The sequence below is a fragment of the Streptosporangium sandarakinum genome (assembly GCF_013409935.1).
Lineage (GTDB): Bacteria > Actinomycetota > Actinomycetes > Streptosporangiales > Streptosporangiaceae > Streptosporangium > Streptosporangium nondiastaticum.
The window spans coordinates 2,406,619-2,426,186 of record NZ_JACCCO010000001.1 but is presented as its reverse complement, the minus strand read 5'-3'; the positions used below and the strand labels follow the sequence as shown (position 1 = coordinate 2,426,186).

At 71.9% G+C, this 19,568-nt stretch carries 17 protein-coding genes; 12 read left to right on the top strand and 5 right to left on the bottom strand.

From position 1 onward, the window contains the following. Positions 1-21 precede the first annotated feature (21 nt). The 3 genes from HDA43_RS10635 (at position 22) to HDA43_RS10625 (ending at position 3,615) form a co-directional block, all read left to right on the top strand. Positions 22-1,389, top strand: coding sequence for a hemolysin family protein (locus HDA43_RS10635; protein ID WP_179819551.1), 1,368 nt, complete (start codon positions 22-24; stop codon positions 1,387-1,389). Between the two features lie 14 nt (positions 1,390-1,403). Continuing rightward, on the top strand, positions 1,404-2,408 hold the full coding sequence (gene trpS, locus HDA43_RS10630) for a tryptophan--tRNA ligase (protein WP_179819550.1): 1,005 nt from the start codon (positions 1,404-1,406) through the stop codon (positions 2,406-2,408). A 163-nt stretch (positions 2,409-2,571) separates the two neighbouring features. Next, the gene (locus HDA43_RS10625) at positions 2,572-3,615 is read left to right on the top strand and encodes a YihY/virulence factor BrkB family protein (protein ID WP_179819549.1); all 1,044 of its coding nucleotides are present in this window, start codon (positions 2,572-2,574) and stop codon (positions 3,613-3,615) included. Between the two features lie 79 nt (positions 3,616-3,694). Here HDA43_RS10625 and HDA43_RS10620 read toward each other — a convergent pair whose 3' ends face one another. Next, positions 3,695-4,909, bottom strand: a complete 1,215-nt coding sequence (locus tag HDA43_RS10620) for a D-alanyl-D-alanine carboxypeptidase family protein (protein WP_246423950.1) — start codon at positions 4,907-4,909, stop codon at positions 3,695-3,697. An 87-nt stretch (positions 4,910-4,996) separates the two neighbouring features. Between HDA43_RS10620 and HDA43_RS10615 the strand changes: the two genes are divergently transcribed. Further along, a complete protein-coding gene (locus HDA43_RS10615) occupies positions 4,997-5,269 on the top strand; it encodes an SCO4848 family membrane protein (protein ID WP_246423949.1) in 273 nt (90 codons plus the stop codon). Here HDA43_RS10615 and HDA43_RS10610 read toward each other — a convergent pair. Continuing rightward, positions 5,228-6,574, bottom strand: coding sequence for a peptide ligase PGM1-related protein (locus HDA43_RS10610; RefSeq protein WP_312873396.1), 1,347 nt, complete (start codon positions 6,572-6,574; stop codon positions 5,228-5,230). The genes HDA43_RS10615 and HDA43_RS10610 overlap by 42 nt on opposite strands. 729 nt (positions 6,575-7,303) lie before the next feature. On the opposite strand from HDA43_RS10610, the gene HDA43_RS10605 reads away from it, so the two are divergent. The 7 genes from HDA43_RS10605 (at position 7,304) to HDA43_RS10575 (ending at position 15,845) form a co-directional block, all read left to right on the top strand. Beyond that, positions 7,304-8,545, top strand: a complete 1,242-nt coding sequence (locus HDA43_RS10605; RefSeq protein ID WP_179819547.1) for an amidohydrolase — start codon at positions 7,304-7,306, stop codon at positions 8,543-8,545. A gap of 390 nt (positions 8,546-8,935) precedes the next feature. Next, positions 8,936-10,015 carry a BMP family lipoprotein gene (locus tag HDA43_RS10600; protein ID WP_218911676.1) on the top strand — a complete coding sequence of 360 codons (1,080 nt, stop codon included), beginning with the start codon at positions 8,936-8,938 and terminating at the stop codon, positions 10,013-10,015. 90 nt (positions 10,016-10,105) lie between these two features. Continuing rightward, a complete protein-coding gene (locus tag HDA43_RS10595; protein WP_312873172.1) occupies positions 10,106-11,662 on the top strand; it encodes an ABC transporter ATP-binding protein in 1,557 nt (518 codons plus the stop codon). Positions 11,663-11,699: 37 nt separating this feature from the next. Continuing rightward, a complete protein-coding gene (locus tag HDA43_RS10590) occupies positions 11,700-12,851 on the top strand; it encodes an ABC transporter permease (RefSeq protein ID WP_179819546.1) in 1,152 nt (383 codons plus the stop codon). Next, complete coding sequence (locus tag HDA43_RS10585; RefSeq protein WP_179819545.1) at positions 12,848-14,125, top strand: ABC transporter permease; 1,278 nt, start codon at positions 12,848-12,850, stop codon at positions 14,123-14,125. Before HDA43_RS10590 ends, HDA43_RS10585 begins: the two co-directional genes overlap by 4 nt. Positions 14,126-14,148: 23 nt before the next feature. Next, positions 14,149-14,562 carry a cytidine deaminase gene (locus HDA43_RS10580; RefSeq protein ID WP_179823075.1) on the top strand — a complete coding sequence of 138 codons (414 nt, stop codon included), beginning with the start codon at positions 14,149-14,151 and terminating at the stop codon, positions 14,560-14,562. Positions 14,563-14,564: 2 nt separating this feature from the next. Beyond that, a complete protein-coding gene (locus HDA43_RS10575; protein WP_179819544.1) occupies positions 14,565-15,845 on the top strand; it encodes a thymidine phosphorylase in 1,281 nt (426 codons plus the stop codon). Positions 15,846-15,903: 58 nt separating this feature from the next. On the opposite strand, the gene HDA43_RS10570 is transcribed toward HDA43_RS10575, so the two are convergent. The 3 genes from HDA43_RS10570 to HDA43_RS10560 form a co-directional block, all read right to left on the bottom strand. After that, complete coding sequence (locus HDA43_RS10570) at positions 15,904-17,085, bottom strand: hypothetical protein (RefSeq protein WP_179819543.1); 1,182 nt, start codon at positions 17,083-17,085, stop codon at positions 15,904-15,906. After that, positions 17,082-17,420 carry a PadR family transcriptional regulator gene (locus HDA43_RS10565; RefSeq protein ID WP_246423947.1) on the bottom strand — a complete coding sequence of 113 codons (339 nt, stop codon included), beginning with the start codon at positions 17,418-17,420 and terminating at the stop codon, positions 17,082-17,084. Before HDA43_RS10565 ends, HDA43_RS10570 begins: the two co-directional genes overlap by 4 nt. 165 nt (positions 17,421-17,585) lie before the next feature. Beyond that, entirely contained in the window at positions 17,586-17,981 is a 396-nt protein-coding gene (locus HDA43_RS10560) for a MarR family winged helix-turn-helix transcriptional regulator (RefSeq protein WP_179819542.1), read from the bottom strand. 86 nt (positions 17,982-18,067) lie between these two features. Here HDA43_RS10560 and HDA43_RS10555 point away from each other — a divergent pair, with 86 nt between their 5' ends. Continuing rightward, positions 18,068-19,507 (top strand): MFS transporter, encoded by a 1,440-nt coding sequence (locus tag HDA43_RS10555; RefSeq protein ID WP_246423946.1) that lies wholly within the window; start codon positions 18,068-18,070, stop codon positions 19,505-19,507. Positions 19,508-19,568 lie beyond the last annotated feature (61 nt).

Genomic DNA, 19,568 nt, shown 5'->3' with positions numbered 1-19,568 from the left:
GGTCATGATGGAGACGTACTCATGAACGGCGTCGTGGCGAACATCGCCCTGGTGCTGCTCTTCATACTGATCGGCGGCTTCTTCGCGGCCGCCGAGATGGCCATGGTCTCCCTCCGGGAGAGCCAGGTGCGCAGGCTCGGCTCCCGGGGGCGCAGGGGGGCGCGGGCGGCCCGGCTGGCCCGCGATCCCAACCGCTTCCTGTCGGCCGTGCAGATCGGCGTGACCGTGGCGACCATGCTGTCGGCGGCGTTCGGCGCCGACACCCTCGCCCGGGGCCTGGTCCCGGCGGTGGCCGGCTGGGGGGTGCCCGCGACCGTCGCCGCCCCGCTGTCCCTGGTGCTGGTCACGCTCGCCATCTCCTACTTCTCCCTGGTGCTGGGCGAGCTCGCGCCCAAGCGGCTCGCCCTGCAGCGCGCCGAGGGCATCTCGCTGCTGGTCGCGCCGTTCCTGGACCGCATGGCCGCGCTGTCGCGGCCGGTCATCTGGGCGCTGTCGAAGTCCACCGACGGCGTGGTCAAGCTGCTCGGCGGCAACCCCGAGGAGGACCGGGAGGCGATCACCACCGAGGAGCTGCGCGACATGGTGGTCGGCCACCAGGAGCTCACCGCGGACGAGCGTCACCTGATCGCGGAGGTCTTCGCCGCCGGCAAGCGGCAGCTCCGCGAGGTGATGCTGCCCCGCACCGAGGTGGAGTTCATGTCGGCCGACACCCGGCTGGCCGAGGCCGCCGTCCTGGCCGCCGCGATGCCGCACTCCCGCTTCCCCGTCTACCGCGACTCCTATGACGACGTCGTGGGGTTCGTCCACATACGCGACCTGCTCGACCCCGTGCTGACCGGATCGATCGAGCCGATCAGCGAGCTGGTGCCGATCCGCCCGGTCAAGCTGGTGCCCACCACCAAGCGGCTGATGGCCACCCTGTCGGAGATGCGCCGCGAGGGCCACCACCTGGCCATCGTGGTCGACGAGTACGGCGGGACCGCCGGCATCGTCACGATGGAGGACCTGGTCGAGGAGCTCATCGGCGACATCCGCGACGAGCACGACGTGGAGGACAAGCCGGTCGTGCTGCCGGCCGGGGAGGTCGAGCTGGACGGCCTGGCCAACCTCGACGTGGTGGCCGCCGAGACCGGGATCCGCCTGCCGGACGGCCCCTACGAGACCCTCGGCGGGTTCGTCATGGCGACCCTGGGCCATCTTCCGGCGATGGGGGAGCGGGTGGAGATCCCCGGGTTCGAGCTGTCGGTCACCGGCATGGACGGCCGCAGGGTCTCGCGGGTCCGCGTCAAGCGCCGCCTCCCTCCGGCGGAGCCGGCGGAACCGGCGGGAGCGGCCGGACCGGCCGGGTCGGCGGGGACGGTGGAGGCACCGACCACTCCCGACAGCTGACAGAATTGCATGCTATGGCCAGTCCTCGTGTCCTGTCCGGTATCCAGCCCACCGCCGACTCCTTCCACCTGGGCAACTACCTGGGTGCGGTGCGGCAGTACGTCGCCATGCAGGAGGGCTACGACGCCTTCTACTGCGTCGTCGACCTGCACGCGATCACGGTGGAGCACCAGCCGGAGGTCCTGCGCAGGCGCTCCCGCGTCGCCGCCGCCCAGCTCTTCGCCGCCGGCCTGGACCCCGAGCGCTCCACCGTCTTCGTCCAGAGCCACGTCCGCGAGCACACCGAGCTGGCCTGGGTGCTGATCTGCCTCACCGGCATGGGCGAGGCCGCCCGGATGACCCAGTTCAAGGACAAGTCGGCCCGGTACGGCGAGAGCTCGGCCGGGGTCGGCCTGTTCACCTACCCGATCCTGCAGGCCGCCGACATCCTGCTCTACCAGGCCGACCAGGTCCCGGTCGGGGCCGACCAGAAGCAGCACCTGGAGCTCACCCGCGACCTCGCGCAGCGCTTCAACCACCGCTTCGGCGAGACGTTCACGATGCCCGCGGCGCACATCGTCAAGGGCGTCGAGAAGATCACGGACCTCCAGGACCCCACTGCCAAGATGTCCAAGTCCTCCTCCTCGCCCACCGGCATCCTCGACCTGCTGGAGCAGCCCTCCACGCTCCGCAAGAAGGTCATGCGGGCGGTCACCGACACCGGCTCGGAGGTCGTCGCCGACGAGGAGAACAAGCCCGGCGTCACCAACCTGCTGCGGATCCAGTCCGCGCTGACCGGCACGCCGATCCCCGAGCTGGAGGCCCGGTACGCCGGGCAGGGCTACGGCACCTTCAAGAAGGACGTCGCCGAGGCCGTCATGGAGACCTTCACGCCGATCCGGGAGCGGACCGAGAAGCTGCTCGCCGACGAGACCGAGCTCGACCGGATGCTCGCGACCGGCGCCGCCCGCGCCCGCGCCGTGGCCGCCGAGACGATGGCGAAGGTCCGCGACCGCGTCGGCTTCCTGCCCGCCCTCTGACCGCCTCCCCGCCCCCTCCCGGATCGTCGCCGGACGCGGGGGAGCGCCGGGCGCGGCGCTCCCGCGCCCGGAACGGAACCCCCGTACGGTGACCCGGGCGGGACGCCCGCGCCGGGCGGTGCGTCCGCGCGCTGCGCCGCGATGATCCGGGTAGGGAGAGCACGTGAAGAGCGTGCAGGAGCGGATCCGGGTGATCCGCGAGCGGGGCCGGGGCGTCATCGAGGACAACCGGATCAGGTGGCCCTGGGTCGATCACCTCATCCGGAGCGTGCAGCGCTACCAGGTCCAGTCCGGCGACCGGCTGGCCGGGGCGGTGACCTATTTCGCGTTCCTGTCGTTCTTCCCGATCATCGCGCTGGCCTTCGCGGTCTTCGGTTACTTCCTGACGCTGGACGTCAACGCCACCGTGGCCCTGCAGAAGGCCATCGACGCCTACCTCCCCGGCCTGTCGTCGAGGCTTCCGATCAAGCAGATCGCCGACTCGCGGGCCAGCGCCGGGATCATCGGCCTCATCGGCCTGCTCTACGCCGGGCTCGGCGCGATCGACGCGCTGCGCGGCGCGCTCCGCCAGGTCTCCATGACCACCGAGCCGCCGCTGAACTTCCTGCTGGCCAAGCTCCGCGACCTGGCCGCCTTCGTGCTGATCGGCGTCACCGCGATCACCTCGGTGCTGGTCGGCAGCTTCGCCACCCAGGCGGGCGGGACGGTGGCCGGGTGGCTGGGGCTGGAAAGCTCGCCGGTCGGCTGGACGGCGGTCCGGCTCGCGGGCCTCGCGGTGAGCCTGCTGGCCGACGTCGTCCTCTTCCTGATCATCCTGCGCTGGGTGGGCCGCTCCCGGCAGCCGACGAAGGCGCTGCTGCGCGGCGCGCTGCTGGGCGGGATCGGTTTCGGCCTGCTCAAGCAGCTCGCCACCTTCATCCTGGCCCGGACGCTGAACAACCCCATCTACGGGGTGTTCGCGGTGATGGTGGGGCTGCTGGTGTGGATCAACCTGTCGGCCAGGGTGATCCTCTTCGCGGCGGCGTGGACGGAGACCGCCATGTTCGGCCCGCCGCCCGAGCCGACGCCCGTCCCGTCCGGCGCCCTGCCCGCCGGCGTCCTGCCCGGTGCCGATCAGCCCGACGGTGATCGGTCCGACGGTGATCGGTCCGACGATGAACGGTCCGACGGCGAACGGCCCGGCGAGGACCCGCGGGACCGGGCCTGACGGGCGCCGATGCTCCCTACCGGCCCCGATCCCGTCCCGGCCGGCCTCGATCCGCCCCGGGCGGTCCCGCGGGCGGGCCTCAGTCCGCCCGGCGCCGGCGGCGCAGGCCGTACACCAGCCAGGTCGTGCCGCCGAGCAGGACGGCGCCCAGCGCGTACCAGACGACCGGGGAGGGGCCGCCCGCGGGCTCGCGGGCGGCGGCGGCCGGGGTGGCGCTCGCGCGCACCTGCGGCGCGGCCGGGACGACCGGGGTCGGAGCGGCCTCGGGGACCGGGTCCACGAGCCGCCCGACGGGCGTGACCCTGCCGCGGGCGGAGAAACCCCAGTCGAGCAGCTTGGCGACCTCGTCCCAGAAGTAGCCGTCGTGCCGCATGATCGACACGATGATCGTGTGACCGTCGCGGCGGGCCGCGCCGACGAAGCTGCCCAGGGCCTTGGTCGTCCAGCCGTTCTTGACGCCGATCATGCCCGGGTAGCGCCAGAGCAGCCTGTTGTGGTTGCCGATCTCGTAGTAGCCCTTGGGTGCGGGGAATTTGTCGGTCTTCAGGCTGACGTAGCGCCGGAAGTCCCGGTCGGCCAGCCCGGCGCGGGCGATCAGCGCCAGGTCGTACGCCGAGCTGCTCTGGCCCGGCTTGTCCAGCCCGCTGGGCGTCTTGGCCACCGTGTCGTACGCCTGGAGGCGCTTGGCCTCGGCGTTCATCTCCCGCAGGGTCTTGTCCAGCCCGCCGTTGGCCTCGGCCAGCGCCATCGCGCAGTCGTTGCCCGAGACCAGCATCAGGGCCTTGAACAGGTCCTCGGCGGTGTAGAGCGGCTTCGCGACCAGGCCGACGGCGCTGCCCTCCTGGTTCACCGCGTTCAGGCTCGGTCTGATCTTCAGTTTCTTGTCGATCTTCGGGATGAGGGTGAGCGCGGTCAGGGTCTTGAGCGTGCTCGCCGGGAGGAACCGGCCGTGGGGGTCCTTGGCCGCGAGCACCTCGCCGGTGTCGGCGTCGGCGATCACGTAGGACCGGGCGGCCGTCTTGGGCGGGGCCTTCGCCCCGAGAGGCGCGATCACGCCGTGCCTGCCGAGGTCGGCGCCGCCGACCGGCCCGTTCTCCGCGCGGGCGGGCGCGACCGGCGCGCTGTCCGCACCGGCGGCCGTGACCTGCGCGTCGCCCGTGCGGGCGGGCGCGGCCGGCCCGCTGCTCGCGCGGGCCGGAGCGGCCGGAGAGGCGGCCTCCGCGTGGGCGGGAACGCCGAGGAGGGCGGTCGCCGCGATCAGCGCCCCCGCGGGCGCGGCATGTCTCATCCCCATAGTGATCTCAGGGTAGCTTCGCCCGGTTTCGGAGAAGCCCACCCACGCCCTGACCAGGGGTGAATGTCGCACCGCGATACTGAAGCCATGCAAATGTCGCGAAAGATCGCCGGATTCCTGGTCGGCGTCGCCGCTTTCATGATCTTCGAGTGGATCAATCTTGGCTTCAACCTCGCCGACGGGCACCCGACGTCCTTCTACGTGGTGCACGGCGTGCTGGTGGCCGTCAACATCCTCCTCGCGCTCGTCATCGGCACGATCGGCGTGCGGGGACTACGGGGCCCGGGGGGCCCGCGCGGCTCCTCGGACCCGCGCGCGCTACACGGCCCGGCGGAGGGCGTCCAGCGTCCGAAGGTGTAGCTCGGCGGCCTCCTCCGCCGAGTCGCCGATGCTGGTGAAGCCGAGCTTGCCGTACTGGGAGATCGCTCCCATGAGGTGCAGCACGTTGCCCGTGCGCCGCTCGCGGTCGAACCCCAGCCCGAAGTCGTGCACCAGCTTGACGACGTCCCCGGGGGTGCGGCCCCGCAGGTTCTCGGCGTCGCAGTTGTCGGTCGCCACGTAGTGCTTGGCGCGGTCTCCGCACCGCAGCGTGCCGGAGGCCGGGTCGTAGACGGCGCCGGTGCTGAGCATCGCCGCGCCCAGGGGGTGCGTGGTGCCGCCGATGCGCAGGTTGACCTCGCACAGCAGCGCCCGGTAGCCGCCGTCGGTCTTGACCGCGAAGAAGTCGACGCCGAACAGCCCGACCACCCCGCGGGCGGCGAGGACCCCGGCGATCCGCTCGGCGCAGGCGGCCACCTCGGCGCGGTACTCCGGCCGGGCCGGGAAGACGCAGCCCTTGTAGACGTCGCCGTTCGGGCCGCCGAGAACCTGCTCGTGCGTGGCGATGACGCCGTGACCGCCGCCCGGTGTGACCATGGCCAGGGCGCTGGGGGAGTGCAGCGGCCGGCCCTGGACGAACTCCTCGATGACCGCGCCCCGTTCGGCGATCTTCTCGGCGAACGTGGTCCAGGTCTCGTCCGCCGCCGAGAAGCTCGTGGGGCAGGCGGTGAGCGGCCGGTCGTCCTTGATGACGATCGCGTTCCCCAGCCCGGAGTAGCTGTTGTTGAGCTTGACCATCAGCTTGGAGGCCGGGGCCAGCGCGCGGGCCGCGTGCTCGACCTCGGTCAGCGACCGCAGGTCGGAGAAGCCCCGGGCGGTGGGCACCCCCGCCTCCTCGGCCAGCATCCGCCCGCCGCTCTTGGAGCCCAGGTGGGCCAGTGAGGTGGCCGGGCCGTAGACGGGCAGGCCGAGCAGCCCGGCGAGCCGTTCCTCGTACTCGCTGACCACGAACGGCACCAGGCACGCGCCGCCGGGCCGGCCGGCGGTCCGGTCGAGGATCCGGTCGAGGAGGTCGGGGCGGTCCAGCAGCGCCGCGCTCAGCGGCCGGGTGTCCGGATCGTCGAGACTGATCATCTGCAGGCGCGTGCGGGCCTCGTCCGGGTCGTCGAGGAAACCGAGGTAGTAGTCCACGATCGCGGTGTCCACGGGCATCGAGGTGATGTAGACGATCTCGACGGAGGGGCGCCTGAGTGTCAGCAGCAGGAACAGCAGTCGCTCCTCGTAGCAGAGGGCGCCGGTGATCCTGCGCAGCTCGTCCTGGGGCAGGGACAGCGATGGGATGACCACCAAGGTCCCCTCATCCGGTTCGAAGATGCTCAATCTGGAGTGATTCTCCCCAAACGGGATGTGAGCGATCATATGCGGAGTGAAGCACGCATTCCTATCGGTAGCATCACTCCGCCGGGTTCGATCACTGGCACCTGAGGTGACGTAAATTGCCAGTTCGTTGATGTTTCAAGGGAGCCGATACGGGCCACTCCCCCGGCGCATGCGGCGGCCCGGCATGCCGGGGTTCTCGCCCGGGGCCGTCTCTCCGCCCTGCTTCCCCGGATCGTCCCCCTCTCACCTCCGGCGTCCACTTGCAGCAATCGCCTCCGGCGCCCGCCTCCCGGGGGCCGCTCCCGGCGTCCCCCGGCGGTCTCCGGCGCCCGGGTACCCCTCCCACCCCCCGGTACGGCTACCGGCATGGCCAATACGGGTCATCACCCCTGGTTCCAACGGGTCAGAAGGTGCCCGAGAAGGCCACGGGGCGACAAAACATTTGGTCCAGATGGCGGCGAGGGGCCGCGTGGGAGGGATAAAGTCGATGTCATCGTCGGTACGCCGGTCGCCTCACACTGGCTCGCACCTCCGTGTCGGCGTTCCTTGATTCGCGCCGGCGCGGTCCACGCATCCACTCCGGCCCATCGGCGCGACGGCCGTTTTCAGGCTGCCCGTTGGATCACGTGATTCCGGGGCAGTTGTTCATGATTGCCGCGACGTTCGAAGCCGCTGACGCGGATGGGAAGGTGCACAATGCGGGGGCGTAATCTCCGGGGAGAGCTCGACGCGTTTCTCGCCGGGTCAGAGCAGGAGCTCATTGACTTCCGCCGTGACCTGCACATGCACCCGGAGCTCGCCTTCGCCGAGTACCGCACCACGCAGCGGATCGCCGACCGCCTGATCGCGGCCGGCCTCGTCCCCGCGGTGCTTCCCCGCGGCACGGGCGTGATCTGCGAGGTCGGCAGCGGAGACGGGCCCACCGTGGGGCTGAGGGCCGACATCGACGCGCTGCCCGTGCCCGACGAGAAGGACGTGCCCTACAGCTCGACGGTCCCGGGCGTGTGCCACGCCTGCGGTCACGACGTGCACACCACGGTCCTGCTCGGCACCTCGCTCTTCCTGGCCCAGCAGGCCGAGGCCGGGCTGCTGCCCGGCAGGGTCCGGCTGATCTTCCAGCCGGCCGAGGAGCTCCCCGGCGGGGCGCTGGAGGTCATGGCCTCCGGCGGCATCAGCGGTGTCGACCGCATCTTCGGCCTGCACTGCGACCCGCGCCTGGACGTCGGCAGGGTCGGCCTCAAGTCCGGGCCGATCACCTCCGCCTGCGACCGGGTCTCCATCCGGGTCAGCGGCCCCGGCGGCCACACCGCCCGCCCGCACCTCACCGCCGACCTCGTCTTCGCGCTCGCCAAGATCCTCACCGAGCTGCCGGCCGCGCTGTCGCGCCGGGTCGACCCGCGCTCGTCGCTGAGCCTGGTCTGGGGCCGGGTCGAGGCGGGCTCGGTGGCCAACGCGATCCCCGACGACGGCGTGGCCGAGGGCACCGTGCGCTGCCTGGACGAGGACGCCTGGCACGCCGCCCCCGACCTGATCAAGGGCCTGCTCGACTCGGTCGCCGGCGCCTACGGCGTCGAGGCGCACATGGACTACATCCGGGGCGTCCCGCCGGTGGTCAACGACCCGGTCAGCGTGCAGATGCTCACCGAGGCCGCCCAGGGTGTGCTCGGCGACGGGGCTCCCGCGCCGACCCAGCAGAGCCTGGGCGGCGAGGACTTCGGCTGGTACCTCGAGTCGATCCCCGGCGCCTATGCCCGGCTCGGCACCCGCACCCCGGGCTCGCCGCACCTGGCCGACATCCACCAGGGCACCTTCGACGTGGACGAGAGCTGCATCGGCGCCGGGGTGCGCTTCCTCGCGGCCACCGCGCTCACCGCCCTGTGGGAGGGGCAGCGGCCCAGCAGCGGCGAGCCGCTCGTGTCGCTGAACGCCGACAACTGACGTCCCGGCCGACGGCCTTCCCGGTGGCCGCGCCGTACCCCGGCGGGGCGGGTGGGCGGCCGTACGGGACGCCGGAGACCGGCCCGCCGGAAAGATCTACGATCCCGTCCATGATGTGAGATGCGCTACACCGGGGGCGGTGGCCGGAACGGTCCGGTGGGCGGCCCCCGGAGGGGAAACCACCGAGCGACGGGCGGTTCGGCGCGACGACCGACATTACCGGTAGGTAGACGGGGCCGCCGCCCTGTGTCACAGGGCGGCCTGAGCTGCATAACGGACCTGTTTCGGACTCGTGTCCTGGTTTGGTCAACGCTGGTCAACCAACTATCTTCCGTGCAGGGTTGCCGTGCGTCTCTTCGCGCGTGCACGAATTCGCGAAGGGAGTCCGTCTTGCTTCAGAACCGATACGGCAGGCTGGCCGCCGCCGTACTGGCGGGCAGCATGCTCATGGGAGCTGCCGCGTGTGGTGGAAGCGAGGATTCGTCGGCGAAGCCCGCTGACGGCGGGAGCAGCAGCGCCGCCGCCGGCGGCGGCAAGGGCGCCAAGGTCGGCCTGGCCTATGACATCGGCGGCCGCGGCGACCAGTCGTTCAACGACGCCGCCGCCGCGGGCCTGGACAAGGCCAAGGGCGAGCTGGGCCTCGCCGAGACCAAGGAGCTGGAGGCCGGCAACGGCGAGACCGAGGCGGCCAAGGAGGAGCGGCTGCGCCTGCTCGCCGACGGCGGCTACAACCCGATCATCGCCATCGGCTTCGCCTACTCCGGCCCGCTCAAGAAGGTCGCCGCCGAGTTCCCGGACACCAAGTTCGCGATCGTCGACGACGCCGACGCCACCGGCCCCAACATCTCCAACCTGATGTTCGCCGAGCACGAGGGCTCCTTCCTCGTCGGCGCCGCCGCGGCGCTGAAGAGCAAGAAGGACCACGTGGGCTTCGTCGGCGGCGTCCGGGTGCCGCTGATCGCGAAGTTCGAGGCGGGCTTCATGGCCGGCGCCAAGGCGGTCAAGCCCGACATCAAGATCGACAGCAAGTACATCAGCGAGCCGCCGGACTTCGGCGGCTTCAACGACCCGGCCAAGGGCAAGACGGCCGCCCAGGGCATGTTCGACGCGGGCGCCGACGTGGTCTACCACGCCGCGGGCGGCTCCGGCGGCGGCGTGTTCGAGGCCGCCAAGGCCGCCAAGGGCATGGCCATCGGCGTCGACTCCGACCAGGCGAAGACCGCCGCCTCCGAACTGCAGAGCGTCATCATGACCTCGATGGTCAAGAAGGTCGACGTCGCGGTCTTCGACTTCCTGAAGAGCTACGCCGACGGCGCGGTCAAGAGCGGCGCGATCACCTACGACCTCAAGGCCGGCGGCGTCGACTACTCCACCACCGGTGGTCAGATCGACGACATCAAGACCAAGCTCGACGAGTACAAGCAGAAGATCATCTCCGGCGAGATCACGGTCCCCGACAAGAACTCCTGACCGGATCTCGTTTCTGAGCCGACAGTGATGAAGGGCCCGGTGGACGACTCCCCGGGCCCTTCCGTCCGTTCCCACCCTCACTCACTTTCCGTGACCTGGGCCGTCCGTGCGGAGGAGGCCGTCATCAGCACCTCGACCCCGGCCGTCGAGCTCGAGGGAATCACCAAGAGATTCCCCGGGGTCGTGGCCAACCGCGACATCTCCCTGTCCGTGCGACAGGGGCACGTCCACGCCGTCGTCGGCGAGAACGGCGCGGGCAAGTCCACCCTCATGAAGATCCTGTACGGCATGCAGCGCCCCGACGAGGGAGAGATCCGCGTCAACGGCAAGCCCGTGAGCTTCCGCTCCCCGGCGGACGCCATCGAGGTCGGCGTCGGCATGGTCCACCAGCACTTCATGCTCGCCGACAACCTCACCGTCCTGGAGAACGTGGTCCTGGGCAGTGAGCCCCGCAAGGGCGGTCTCGGCCTCGACTTCGGCTCGGCCCGCGAGAGGATCCGGGAGATCTCCCGCTCCTACGGCCTCGGCGTCGATCCCGACGCCCTGGTCGAGGACCTCGGCGTCGGCGCCCGGCAGCGGGTGGAGATCCTCAAGGTCCTCTACCGCGGCGCCCGGATCCTCATCCTGGACGAGCCGACCGCCGTGCTCGTGCCCCACGAGGTGGACGAGTTGTTCGCCAACCTGCGCGGGCTGGTCCGCGAGGGTCTCACGATCATCTTCATCTCCCACAAGCTCGACGAGGTGCTGTCGGTCGCCGACGCGATCACCGTCATCCGGCGCGGCACGACCGTGGCGAGCGTCGATCCCAAGGACGTCACCGCCCGGCAGCTCGCCGAGCTGATGGTCGGCAGCGAGCTGCCCAGCCCCGAGACCCGCGAGTCCACCGTCACCGACACGGTCGAGCTGTCGGTGCGGGGCCTGACGGTCCGCTCCGCCGACGGCCGTCCCGTCGTCGACGACGTCAGCTTCGACATCCGCAAGGGCGAGGTGCTCGGCATCGCCGGCGTCGAGGGCAACGGCCAGGCCGAGCTCGTCGAAGCGATCATGGGAATGCGGGCCGTCGAGGGCGAGATCCGGCTCGGCGGGCAGGACATCTCCGCCTGGCCGACGCTGCGCCGCCGCGAGGCCGGCATCGGCTACATCCCCGAGGACCGCCACCGGCACGGGCTGCTGCTGGAGGCCCCGCTGTGGGAGAACCGCATCCTCGGCCACCAGACGCGCCGGCCCAACGTCAAGGGTCCCTGGATCGACCGGTCCGGGGCCCGCGCCGACACCCGGCGCATCGTCGAGGAGTACGACGTCCGCACCCCCGGCATCGACGTGGACGCCGCGGCGCTGTCCGGCGGCAACCAGCAGAAGCTGATCGTCGGCCGGGAGATGAGCGGCGACCCGGTGTTCCTCATCGCGTCCCACCCGACGCGCGGCGTCGACGTCGGAGCCCAGGCCGCGATCTGGGACCACCTGCGCGCGGCGCGCGCCGCGGGCCTGGCCGTACTGCTGATCTCGGCCGACCTGGACGAGCTCATCGGCCTGTCCGACACGCTGAAGGTGATCCTGCGCGGCCGGATCGTCGCGGACGTCGATCCGCGGGACGTGACCCCCGAGCGGCTGGGGTCGGCCATGACCGGTGCTGGAGAGGCGGCATGAACATCTGCGTAACGCGAGGCACGGCCGGGGTGGTCGCATGAGCCCCGCCGGGTCGAGCTTCACCGACCGGCTGCTCGGCCGGGTCAGGCTCGGCGGCCTGCTCTCGCTCGCCGCGCCCGTCCTGGCCATCGTCTTCGCCGGCCTGATCACCTCGATCGTCCTGCTGGTCACCGGCGGCCCGCCGCTGGAGACGCTCGGCGTCATGGTCGACTACGGCGTGCAGCCGCGGACGATGGTGCTCACCCTGAACTACGCGACGACGTACTACCTGTCGGCGCTGGCGGTGGCGGTCGGGTTCCGGATGAACCTGTTCAACATCGGCGTGGACGGCCAGTACCGCCTCGCGGCGCTCATCGCCGCGGCCGTGGGCGGCGCCGCCGTCCTGCCCGGCCCGCTGAACACCGTGCTCGTCATCGTCGTCGCCATGCTGGTCGGCGCCGGCTGGGCGTCGATCGCCGGCCTGCTGAAGGTCCGGCGCGGTGTCAGCGAGGTCATCTCCACGATCATGCTGAACGCCATCGCCACCGCCCTCGGCGCCTGGCTGCTCAACACCGACCGCCTCGCGGTCGAGGTCGCGGGCAGCAACAACATCGGCACCAAGCCGATCCCGGAGGCCGCCCGGGTACCCGGACTGGAGATCATCCCCGGGACCGGGACGAAGGTGTTCGGGCTGATCCTCCTGGCGGTCGCCATGGGCGTGCTGTACCACGTCCTGCTCAACCGCACCCGTTTCGGCTTCGACCTGCGCGCCACCGGCCGCTCGGAGTCGGCCGCGGTGGCCAGCGGCGTCAACGTCAGGAAGATGGTCCTCATCGCGATGATCATGTCCGGCGCGATGGCGGGCCTGATCGGCATGCCGCAGCTGCTGGGCGCGTCCTACAGCTACAGCCTGGACTTCCCCACCGGTCTCGGCTTCACCGGCATCGCGATCGCGCTGCTGGGCCGCAACCACCCCGTCGGCATCGCGCTCGGCGCCCTGCTGTGGGGCTTCCTGGACGCCTCGTCGAACATCCTGCAGCTGCACGACATCTCCCCGGAGATCGTCGCCATCATGCAGGGCACGATCGTCCTCTCGGTCATCGTCGCCTACGAGCTGGTCCACCGCTACCAGATCTCCGCCGGGCAGCGCCGGGTGAGCAAGGAACTGGCCGGCAAGACCCCGGCTCAGCCTGAAGGAGCGTCGGCATGAGCGAAGGTGCCCTCACCGTCGAGAAGGGGCGGGTCCAGGAGCCGGGCGGGACCGGAAAGTTCCGGCTGACCTGGCGGCTCCTGCTGCTCGGCCTCGGCGCCCTGGTCGTCCTGCTGTCGGTCGTCCGCGTCCTCACCGGCGCGGGCGACCTCACCTCGGCCGGAGCGGTCAACGCGGCGGTCGCGCTGGCCGTGCCGATCGGCCTGGCGGGACTCGGCGGCCTGTGGTCCGAGCGGGCCGGCGTGGTCAACATCGGCCTCGAAGGCATGATGATCATGGGCACCTGGTGCGGAGCCTGGGGCGCGATCCACTTCGCCAACCCCTGGGCGGGCGTGGTGGCCGGCGCGGTCGGCGGCGCCCTGGGCGGCCTGCTGCACGCGATCGCGACCGTGACGTTCGGGGTCGACCACATCATCTCCGGTGTGGCGATCACCATCCTGGGCGGTGGCGTCACCCAGTTCCTGTCCAAGATCACCTTCGCCGAGATGCCCGGCGGCGGCGACACGCAGTCGCCGCCGGTTCCCAAGCCGGGGACCGTCAGCCTGCCCGGGGTCTCCGACGCGCTGACCTCGCTGGAGTCCAAGCAGTGGTTCCTGCTGTCGGACCTGGCGGGCATCCTGCGCGGCCTGACCACGAACGTCTCGCTGTTCACCATCCTGGCGATCCTGCTCGTCCCGCTGACGTTCTACGTCCTGTGGCGGACGGCCTTCGGCCTGCGGCTGCGCGCCTGCGGCGAGCGTCCGGTGGCGGCGGAGTCGCTGGGCGTCAACGTGTACTACTACAAGTACGTCGCGGTGGTCGTCTCCGGCGCCCTCGCCGGCCTCGGCGGGGCGTTCCTGTCGCTGGTGGCCGCCAGCGCCTACCGTGAGGGACAGAGCGGCGGCCGCGGCTTCATCGGCCTCGCCGCGATGATCTTCGGTAACTGGCGTCCGGGCGGCCTGGCGGCCGGCGCGGCGCTGTTCGGCTACACCGACGCGCTCCAGCTCCGCCGGGGCGGCGAGTCGGTGCACGCGCTGCTGCTGCTCGTCGCGATCCTGATCGCCGGCCTGGCGGTCTACCAGCTCGTCCGGCAGCACCGCACCCGGGCGGCGCTGATCACCGCCGTCGCCGCGGTCGCGGTGTTCGCCGTGTTCGCGCTGACCGACACGATCGCGGCGCAGTTCACCTCGGTCACCCCGCACATCACCACGTTGCTGGTGCTGTCACTGGCGGCGCAGCGCCTGCGCCCGCCGGCCGCGAACGGCGTGCCGTACCGCAGGGGACAGGCGAAGTGACCACGACATCTGGGGGATCCTCCATGGGCAAGGCCGACGAGACGGGCATCGACTGGGCGGCGCTGAAGACCGCGGCGGTGCAGGCCATGACCAACGCGTACGCGCCCTACTCCAAGTTCCCGGTCGGCGCCGCCGCCCTGGTGGACGACGGGCGGATCGTGTCCGGCTGCAACGTCGAGAACGCCTCCTACGGCGTCGGCCTGTGCGCCGAGTGCGGCCTGGTGTCGGCGCTGCAGGCGGGCGGCGGCGGCCGGCTCGTCGCCTTCACCTGCGTCGACGGGCACGAGGAGCTGCTCATGCCGTGCGGCCGGTGCCGCCAGTTGCTGTACGAGTTCGGCGGCGGCGAGCTGCTCGTGGAGACCGTGGACGGTCCGAAGCCGATGGCGGAGATCCTGCCGTACGCCTTCGGGCCCGACAACCTCAGCCGGGGGGACTGACCGTGGACGCCATCGACGTCATCGTCACCAAGAGGGACGGCCGCGAGCTGTCCACCGCGCAGATCGACTGGGTGATCGACGCCTACACCCGGGGCGTCGTCGCCGACGAGCAGATGTCCGCCCTGGCGATGGCGATCCTGCTCAACGGCATGACCCGGCGGGAGATCGCCGAGTGGACCGCCGCGATGATCCGCTCGGGGAACCGGATGGACTGGTCGGCGCTGCCCGGCCGTACCACCGACAAGCACTCCACCGGCGGCGTGGGCGACAAGATCACGCTGCCGCTGGCCCCGCTGGTCGCCGCGTGCGGCGGCTACGTGCCCCAGCTGTCCGGCCGCGGCCTCGGCCACACCGGCGGCACGCTGGACAAGCTGGAGTCCATCCCGGGCTGGCGGGCCTCGCTGTCCAACGCCGAGATGCTCGACGTGCTCGGCGAGGCCGGCGCGGTCATCTGCGCGGCGGGCGAGGGACTGGCCCCGGCCGACAAGAAGCTCTACGCGCTGCGCGACGTCACCGGCACCGTCGAGGCGATCCCGCTGATCGCCTCCTCGATCATGTCGAAGAAGATCGCCGAGGGCACCGGCGCGCTGGTGCTGGACGTCAAGGTCGGCTCCGGCGCGTTCATGAAGACCCCCGAGCGGGCCCGCGAGCTGGCGACCACCATGGTCGAGCTGGGCACCGACGCCGGGGTCACCACGGTCGCGCTGCTCACCGCCATGGACCGCCCGCTGGGCCTGGCCGTGGGCAACGCGCTGGAGGTCACCGAGTCCGTCGAGGTCCTCGCCGGCGGCGGCCCCGCCGACGTGGTCGAGCTGACCGTACGGCTGGCCCGCGAGATGCTCGACGCCGCGGGCCTGGCCGGCGGCAAGGACCCCGCGGACGCGCTGCGGGACGGCTCGGCGATGGACGTCTGGCGGCGGATGATCAGCGCCCAGGGCGGCGACCCCGACGCCCCGATGCCCGTCGCCGCCGAGACCACGCAGGTCCTCGCCCCCGCCTCCGGCGTGCTCGCCACGCTGGACGCCTACGGCGTGGGCCTGGCCGCCTGGCGGCTCGGCGCGGGCCGGGAGCGCAAGGAGGACCCGGTGTCCTTCGGCGCGGGCATCACGCTGCACGCCAAGCCGGGCGACGAGGTCCGCGAGGGGCAGCCGCTGATGACCCTGCACGCCGACGACGCCTCCCGCTTCGAGCGGGCGCTGGCGGCGCTGGAGGGCGCCTACACGGTCGGCGAGACCGCCGACCCGGGCCTGCTCCCGCTGGTCATCGACCGCGTCACCGCCTGAGACCGGTCACCCGACGCCCGCCGTCCGGCTCGCCGCCGGACCGCGGGCGTCGGTGTGCTCAGGCCGCGCTCTCCGGCGGGGCGGCCTGAGCGGCCGCGGGCGGCGGGGCGGGCATCGAACGGGCGGCCAGGACGGCGGACACCAGGCCGCACAGCGTGACCGCGGCGAGCTGGCCGATGTCCACCGCCATCATCGTGGCGGTGGCCGGGTCGGGCCCGGTGACCAGGTCGAGGAGGCGGACGAGCGCCACCGGCACGGACAGCGCCGCCAGTGCCAGCGGCCAGGCGGGGTTCCTGCCCGCGTCGCCCCTCAGCCACATCACGGCGCGGATCAGGCTCGTGACCAGGAGCGCCAGGCAGGCCAGCCCCGGCTCGCCCCACCACGGCCAGATCCACGACCAGACCCGGAAGTCGGTCTGCGCGGCCAGCGCGATCGGGGCCAGGGCGTTGAAGGCGAGGTTGAGCACCGCCGCGGCGGGCAGCGCCCACAGGACCGGCCACCAGGACGGCGTCCGCGGCGCGTCGCGGTGGAACCCGGACAGGAGCGCCAGCATGGGGACGAGGAGCAGCAGGAGGTGCGGAGCCGTGGTCTGGGCGAACATGTCCCAGAACGCGGCGCTCGGTGCCTGGAGGCCGGGGCCGTAGTACAGGACCGCGGAGAGCGGCGCCAGGGCCACGGAGATCAGTGCCGTGACCTTCGCGACGCGAGGACGGCCCCGGACGAGCGCGACGAGGGCCGCGATCGGCAGCAGCGCGCCGAACAACCCGACGATGTCGCGGACCCGCTCCGCCGTCCCGGGGTCCTCCGGTGAGACGGGGGCGGCGGGCGGCGTGCCGAAGACCCCGTACGACCTCAGCAGGTCGATGAGCCAGTCGCAGCTCCTCATCGCGAAGAAGGCGAGGCCCAGCACGGCCGTCAGGCGGACCGCCTCGCCCCGGACGAGCTGCCGCGGCCCCGCGCCGCCCGCGCCGAGGCGCACCCGCACGGCCAGGGCGGCGACGCTGGCGATCTCCGGCCAGCGCGGCCGGGGGTCGTCGGCGTCGGTCAGGCCGCCCGAACCCTCCAGGAAGGCGTCGACCATCTCCTCCTCGCGCTCGGCGCGGTAGGAGGCGGGCAGCAGCCGCAGCACGCGGCGGTAACGCTCTTCGAGCAGGCCGCTGTACTCGTTCACGCCTTCTCCTTCGCCGGTCGCGTGCGCGGGGCCGCCGTGCTCGCCGGTTCGCTCGTCGCGCTCGCTCACGCCATGCCTCCCGCGTGCCGGGCGCTTAACCGGGTACGGGCGGCCTCGACGTTCCCGGCCAGCCGTACGGCCTCGGCCTCCAGGGCGCGGGCGCCGGGTTCGGTGAGGCGGTAGTAGCGGCGCAGCCGCCCCCGCTCGGCCTCCTCGCGGTCCAGGGCCACCAGTTCGTCGGCGGCCAGCCGGTCCAGCACGCCGTACAGCGTGCCGATCTTCAGCTCGACCCGCCCCCCGGACAGCCTCTCGACCTCCTGGACGATGCCGTAGCCGTGGCGGGGCTCGTCGACGAGGGCGGTGAGGACGAGGAACGCGGGTTCCGTCATCGTTCGCGGGCTCATGTTCCCACAATATCTTGAGAGACAGGATATTGGGCGGGGCGAAGCCGAATCCGCCGGCGCGCCGGGCCCGGGGGCCGGCGGGCGTGCGGGATGGCTCGAAGGCGTGCGGGCCGGTTCGGAGGTGCGCGGGACGGCGCGGGACGGCGCGGAAGCGCGCCGGGCGGCTCAGGCGGGGGAGGTGAGACGTTCCGCGGGGGAGAAGACCTCCGCCAGGACGGCGCGGTGGGTGGGCCTGGCCTCGGCGTGGCGGGCGCGGCCCTCGTCGGTGATGAGGACGAAGACGCCCCGCCGGTCGGCCTCGCACATCCCGCGGCGCACCAGCCCGGCCTTCTCCAGGCGCGCGATGAGCCGCGAGCAGGCGCTCTGGCTGAGGTGGACCGCGTCGGCCACCTCCTGGACGCGGTACTTCTCCCGGCCGCCCTCGACCATGCGCTCCAGGACCTCGAACTCGCTCATGCCGAGCCCGTGCCGCTCGGAGAGCTCGCGCTCCAGCACGCAGGAGGTCGTGGCGTGCTTGGCCAGCACCTCGCGCCAGGCGCCGACCAGGGACTCCTCGCTCATGCGCGGATCGTACCATGTGTGAACATTTAATGCACAAGAATTAAATTCGTTTGCATTAGATGCATCTGCATGGAAAAGTATGCGGCATGATCCATTCCTCCCCCGACGAACGCTGGGACGCGAGCCTTTGGGCCGCGCTCACGGTGCTCTCCGCCGTGGTGTTCCTCGACGCCCTCGACGTGTCGATGGTCGGCGTGGCCCTGCCGTCCATCCAGGCCGACCTGGGCCTTTCCACCTCCGCCCTGCAGTGGGTGGTCAGCGGCTACGTGCTCGGCTACGGAGGGCTGCTCCTGCTGGGCGGCCGCACCGCCGACCTGCTCGGCCGGCGCCGGGTCTTCCTGGCCGCGCTGGCCGTCTTCGCGGTGGCCTCGCTCCTCGGTGGCGTGGTCAGCGACGGGACCCTGCTGATCGCCGCCCGGTTCGTCAAGGGCGTCAGCGCCGCCTTCACCGCCCCCGCAGCGCTGTCCATCATCACCACGACCTTCGCCGAGGGCCCGTCCCGCAACCGGGCCCTCAGCGTCTTCACCGCCGCGGGCGCCAGCGGCTTCTCCCTGGGCCTGGTCATCTCGGGCTTCCTGACCCAGCTCGGCTGGCGCTGGACGTTCCTCATGCCGGTCCCCGTCGCCGTCATCGCGCTGGTCGCGGCACTGCGGTTCCTGCCCCGGCGCGAAGAGGAGCGGGCCGAGGGCGGCCACGACCTCATCGGCGCCGTCACCATCACCGCCTCCATGCTGCTGCTGGTGTTCACCGTGGTCCAGGCCCCCGAGGCCGGCTGGGGCTCGGTCCGCACCGTCGGCTCGCTGGCCGGGGTGGTGGCGCTGCTGGTCGCGTTCGTGGTCACCGAGCGGCGGGTCAGGCACCCGCTGGTACGGCTCGGCATCCTGCGGTCCGGCCCGATCGTCCGGGCCAACCTCGGCCTGGTCATCCTGTTCGGCTCCTACGTCGGCTTCCAGTTCGTGGCCATGCAGTACTTCCAGAACTTCCTGCACTGGTCGGCCCTGGCGACCGCGCTGGCGTTCCTGCCCGCCGGGCTGCTGGTGGCGGTGACCTCCACCAAGATGGGCGACCTGGCCGACCGGTTCGGCACCGCCCGGCTGATCGTCATCGGCTCGGCCGCGCTGGCCGGCGGCTACGCCTTCTTCCTCCGGGTGAACGCGGACCCGGACCTGGTCACGCTGGTCATCCCCGGCATGGTCCTGCTGGGCATCGCCTTCGCGCTGTCCTTCCCGTCGCTGAACATCCAGGCGACCAACGGTGTCGCCGACGACGAGCAGGGGCTGGCCTCCGGCCTGCTCAACACCTCCGGGCAGGTCGGCGGGGCGGTCGTGCTGGCCGTCGTGACGGCCGTGCTCACCTCGAACACGAGCGCCGACCCGCTCGACGGCTTCCGCGCGGCGATCACCGTCTCGGCGATCCTCGGGCTGACCGGGCTGGTGGTCGCGCTCACCGGCCTCCGCCGTGCCCGTACGGCCGTCCCCGCGGCGGACGGCGGGACGCCGGACGACAGGGTGCTGGAGACCGTCTGACGTGGTTCCGGCGCTTTCCCCCGTCTGACCTGCGATGATCGAAGCGGCGCGGTGGCCGGTG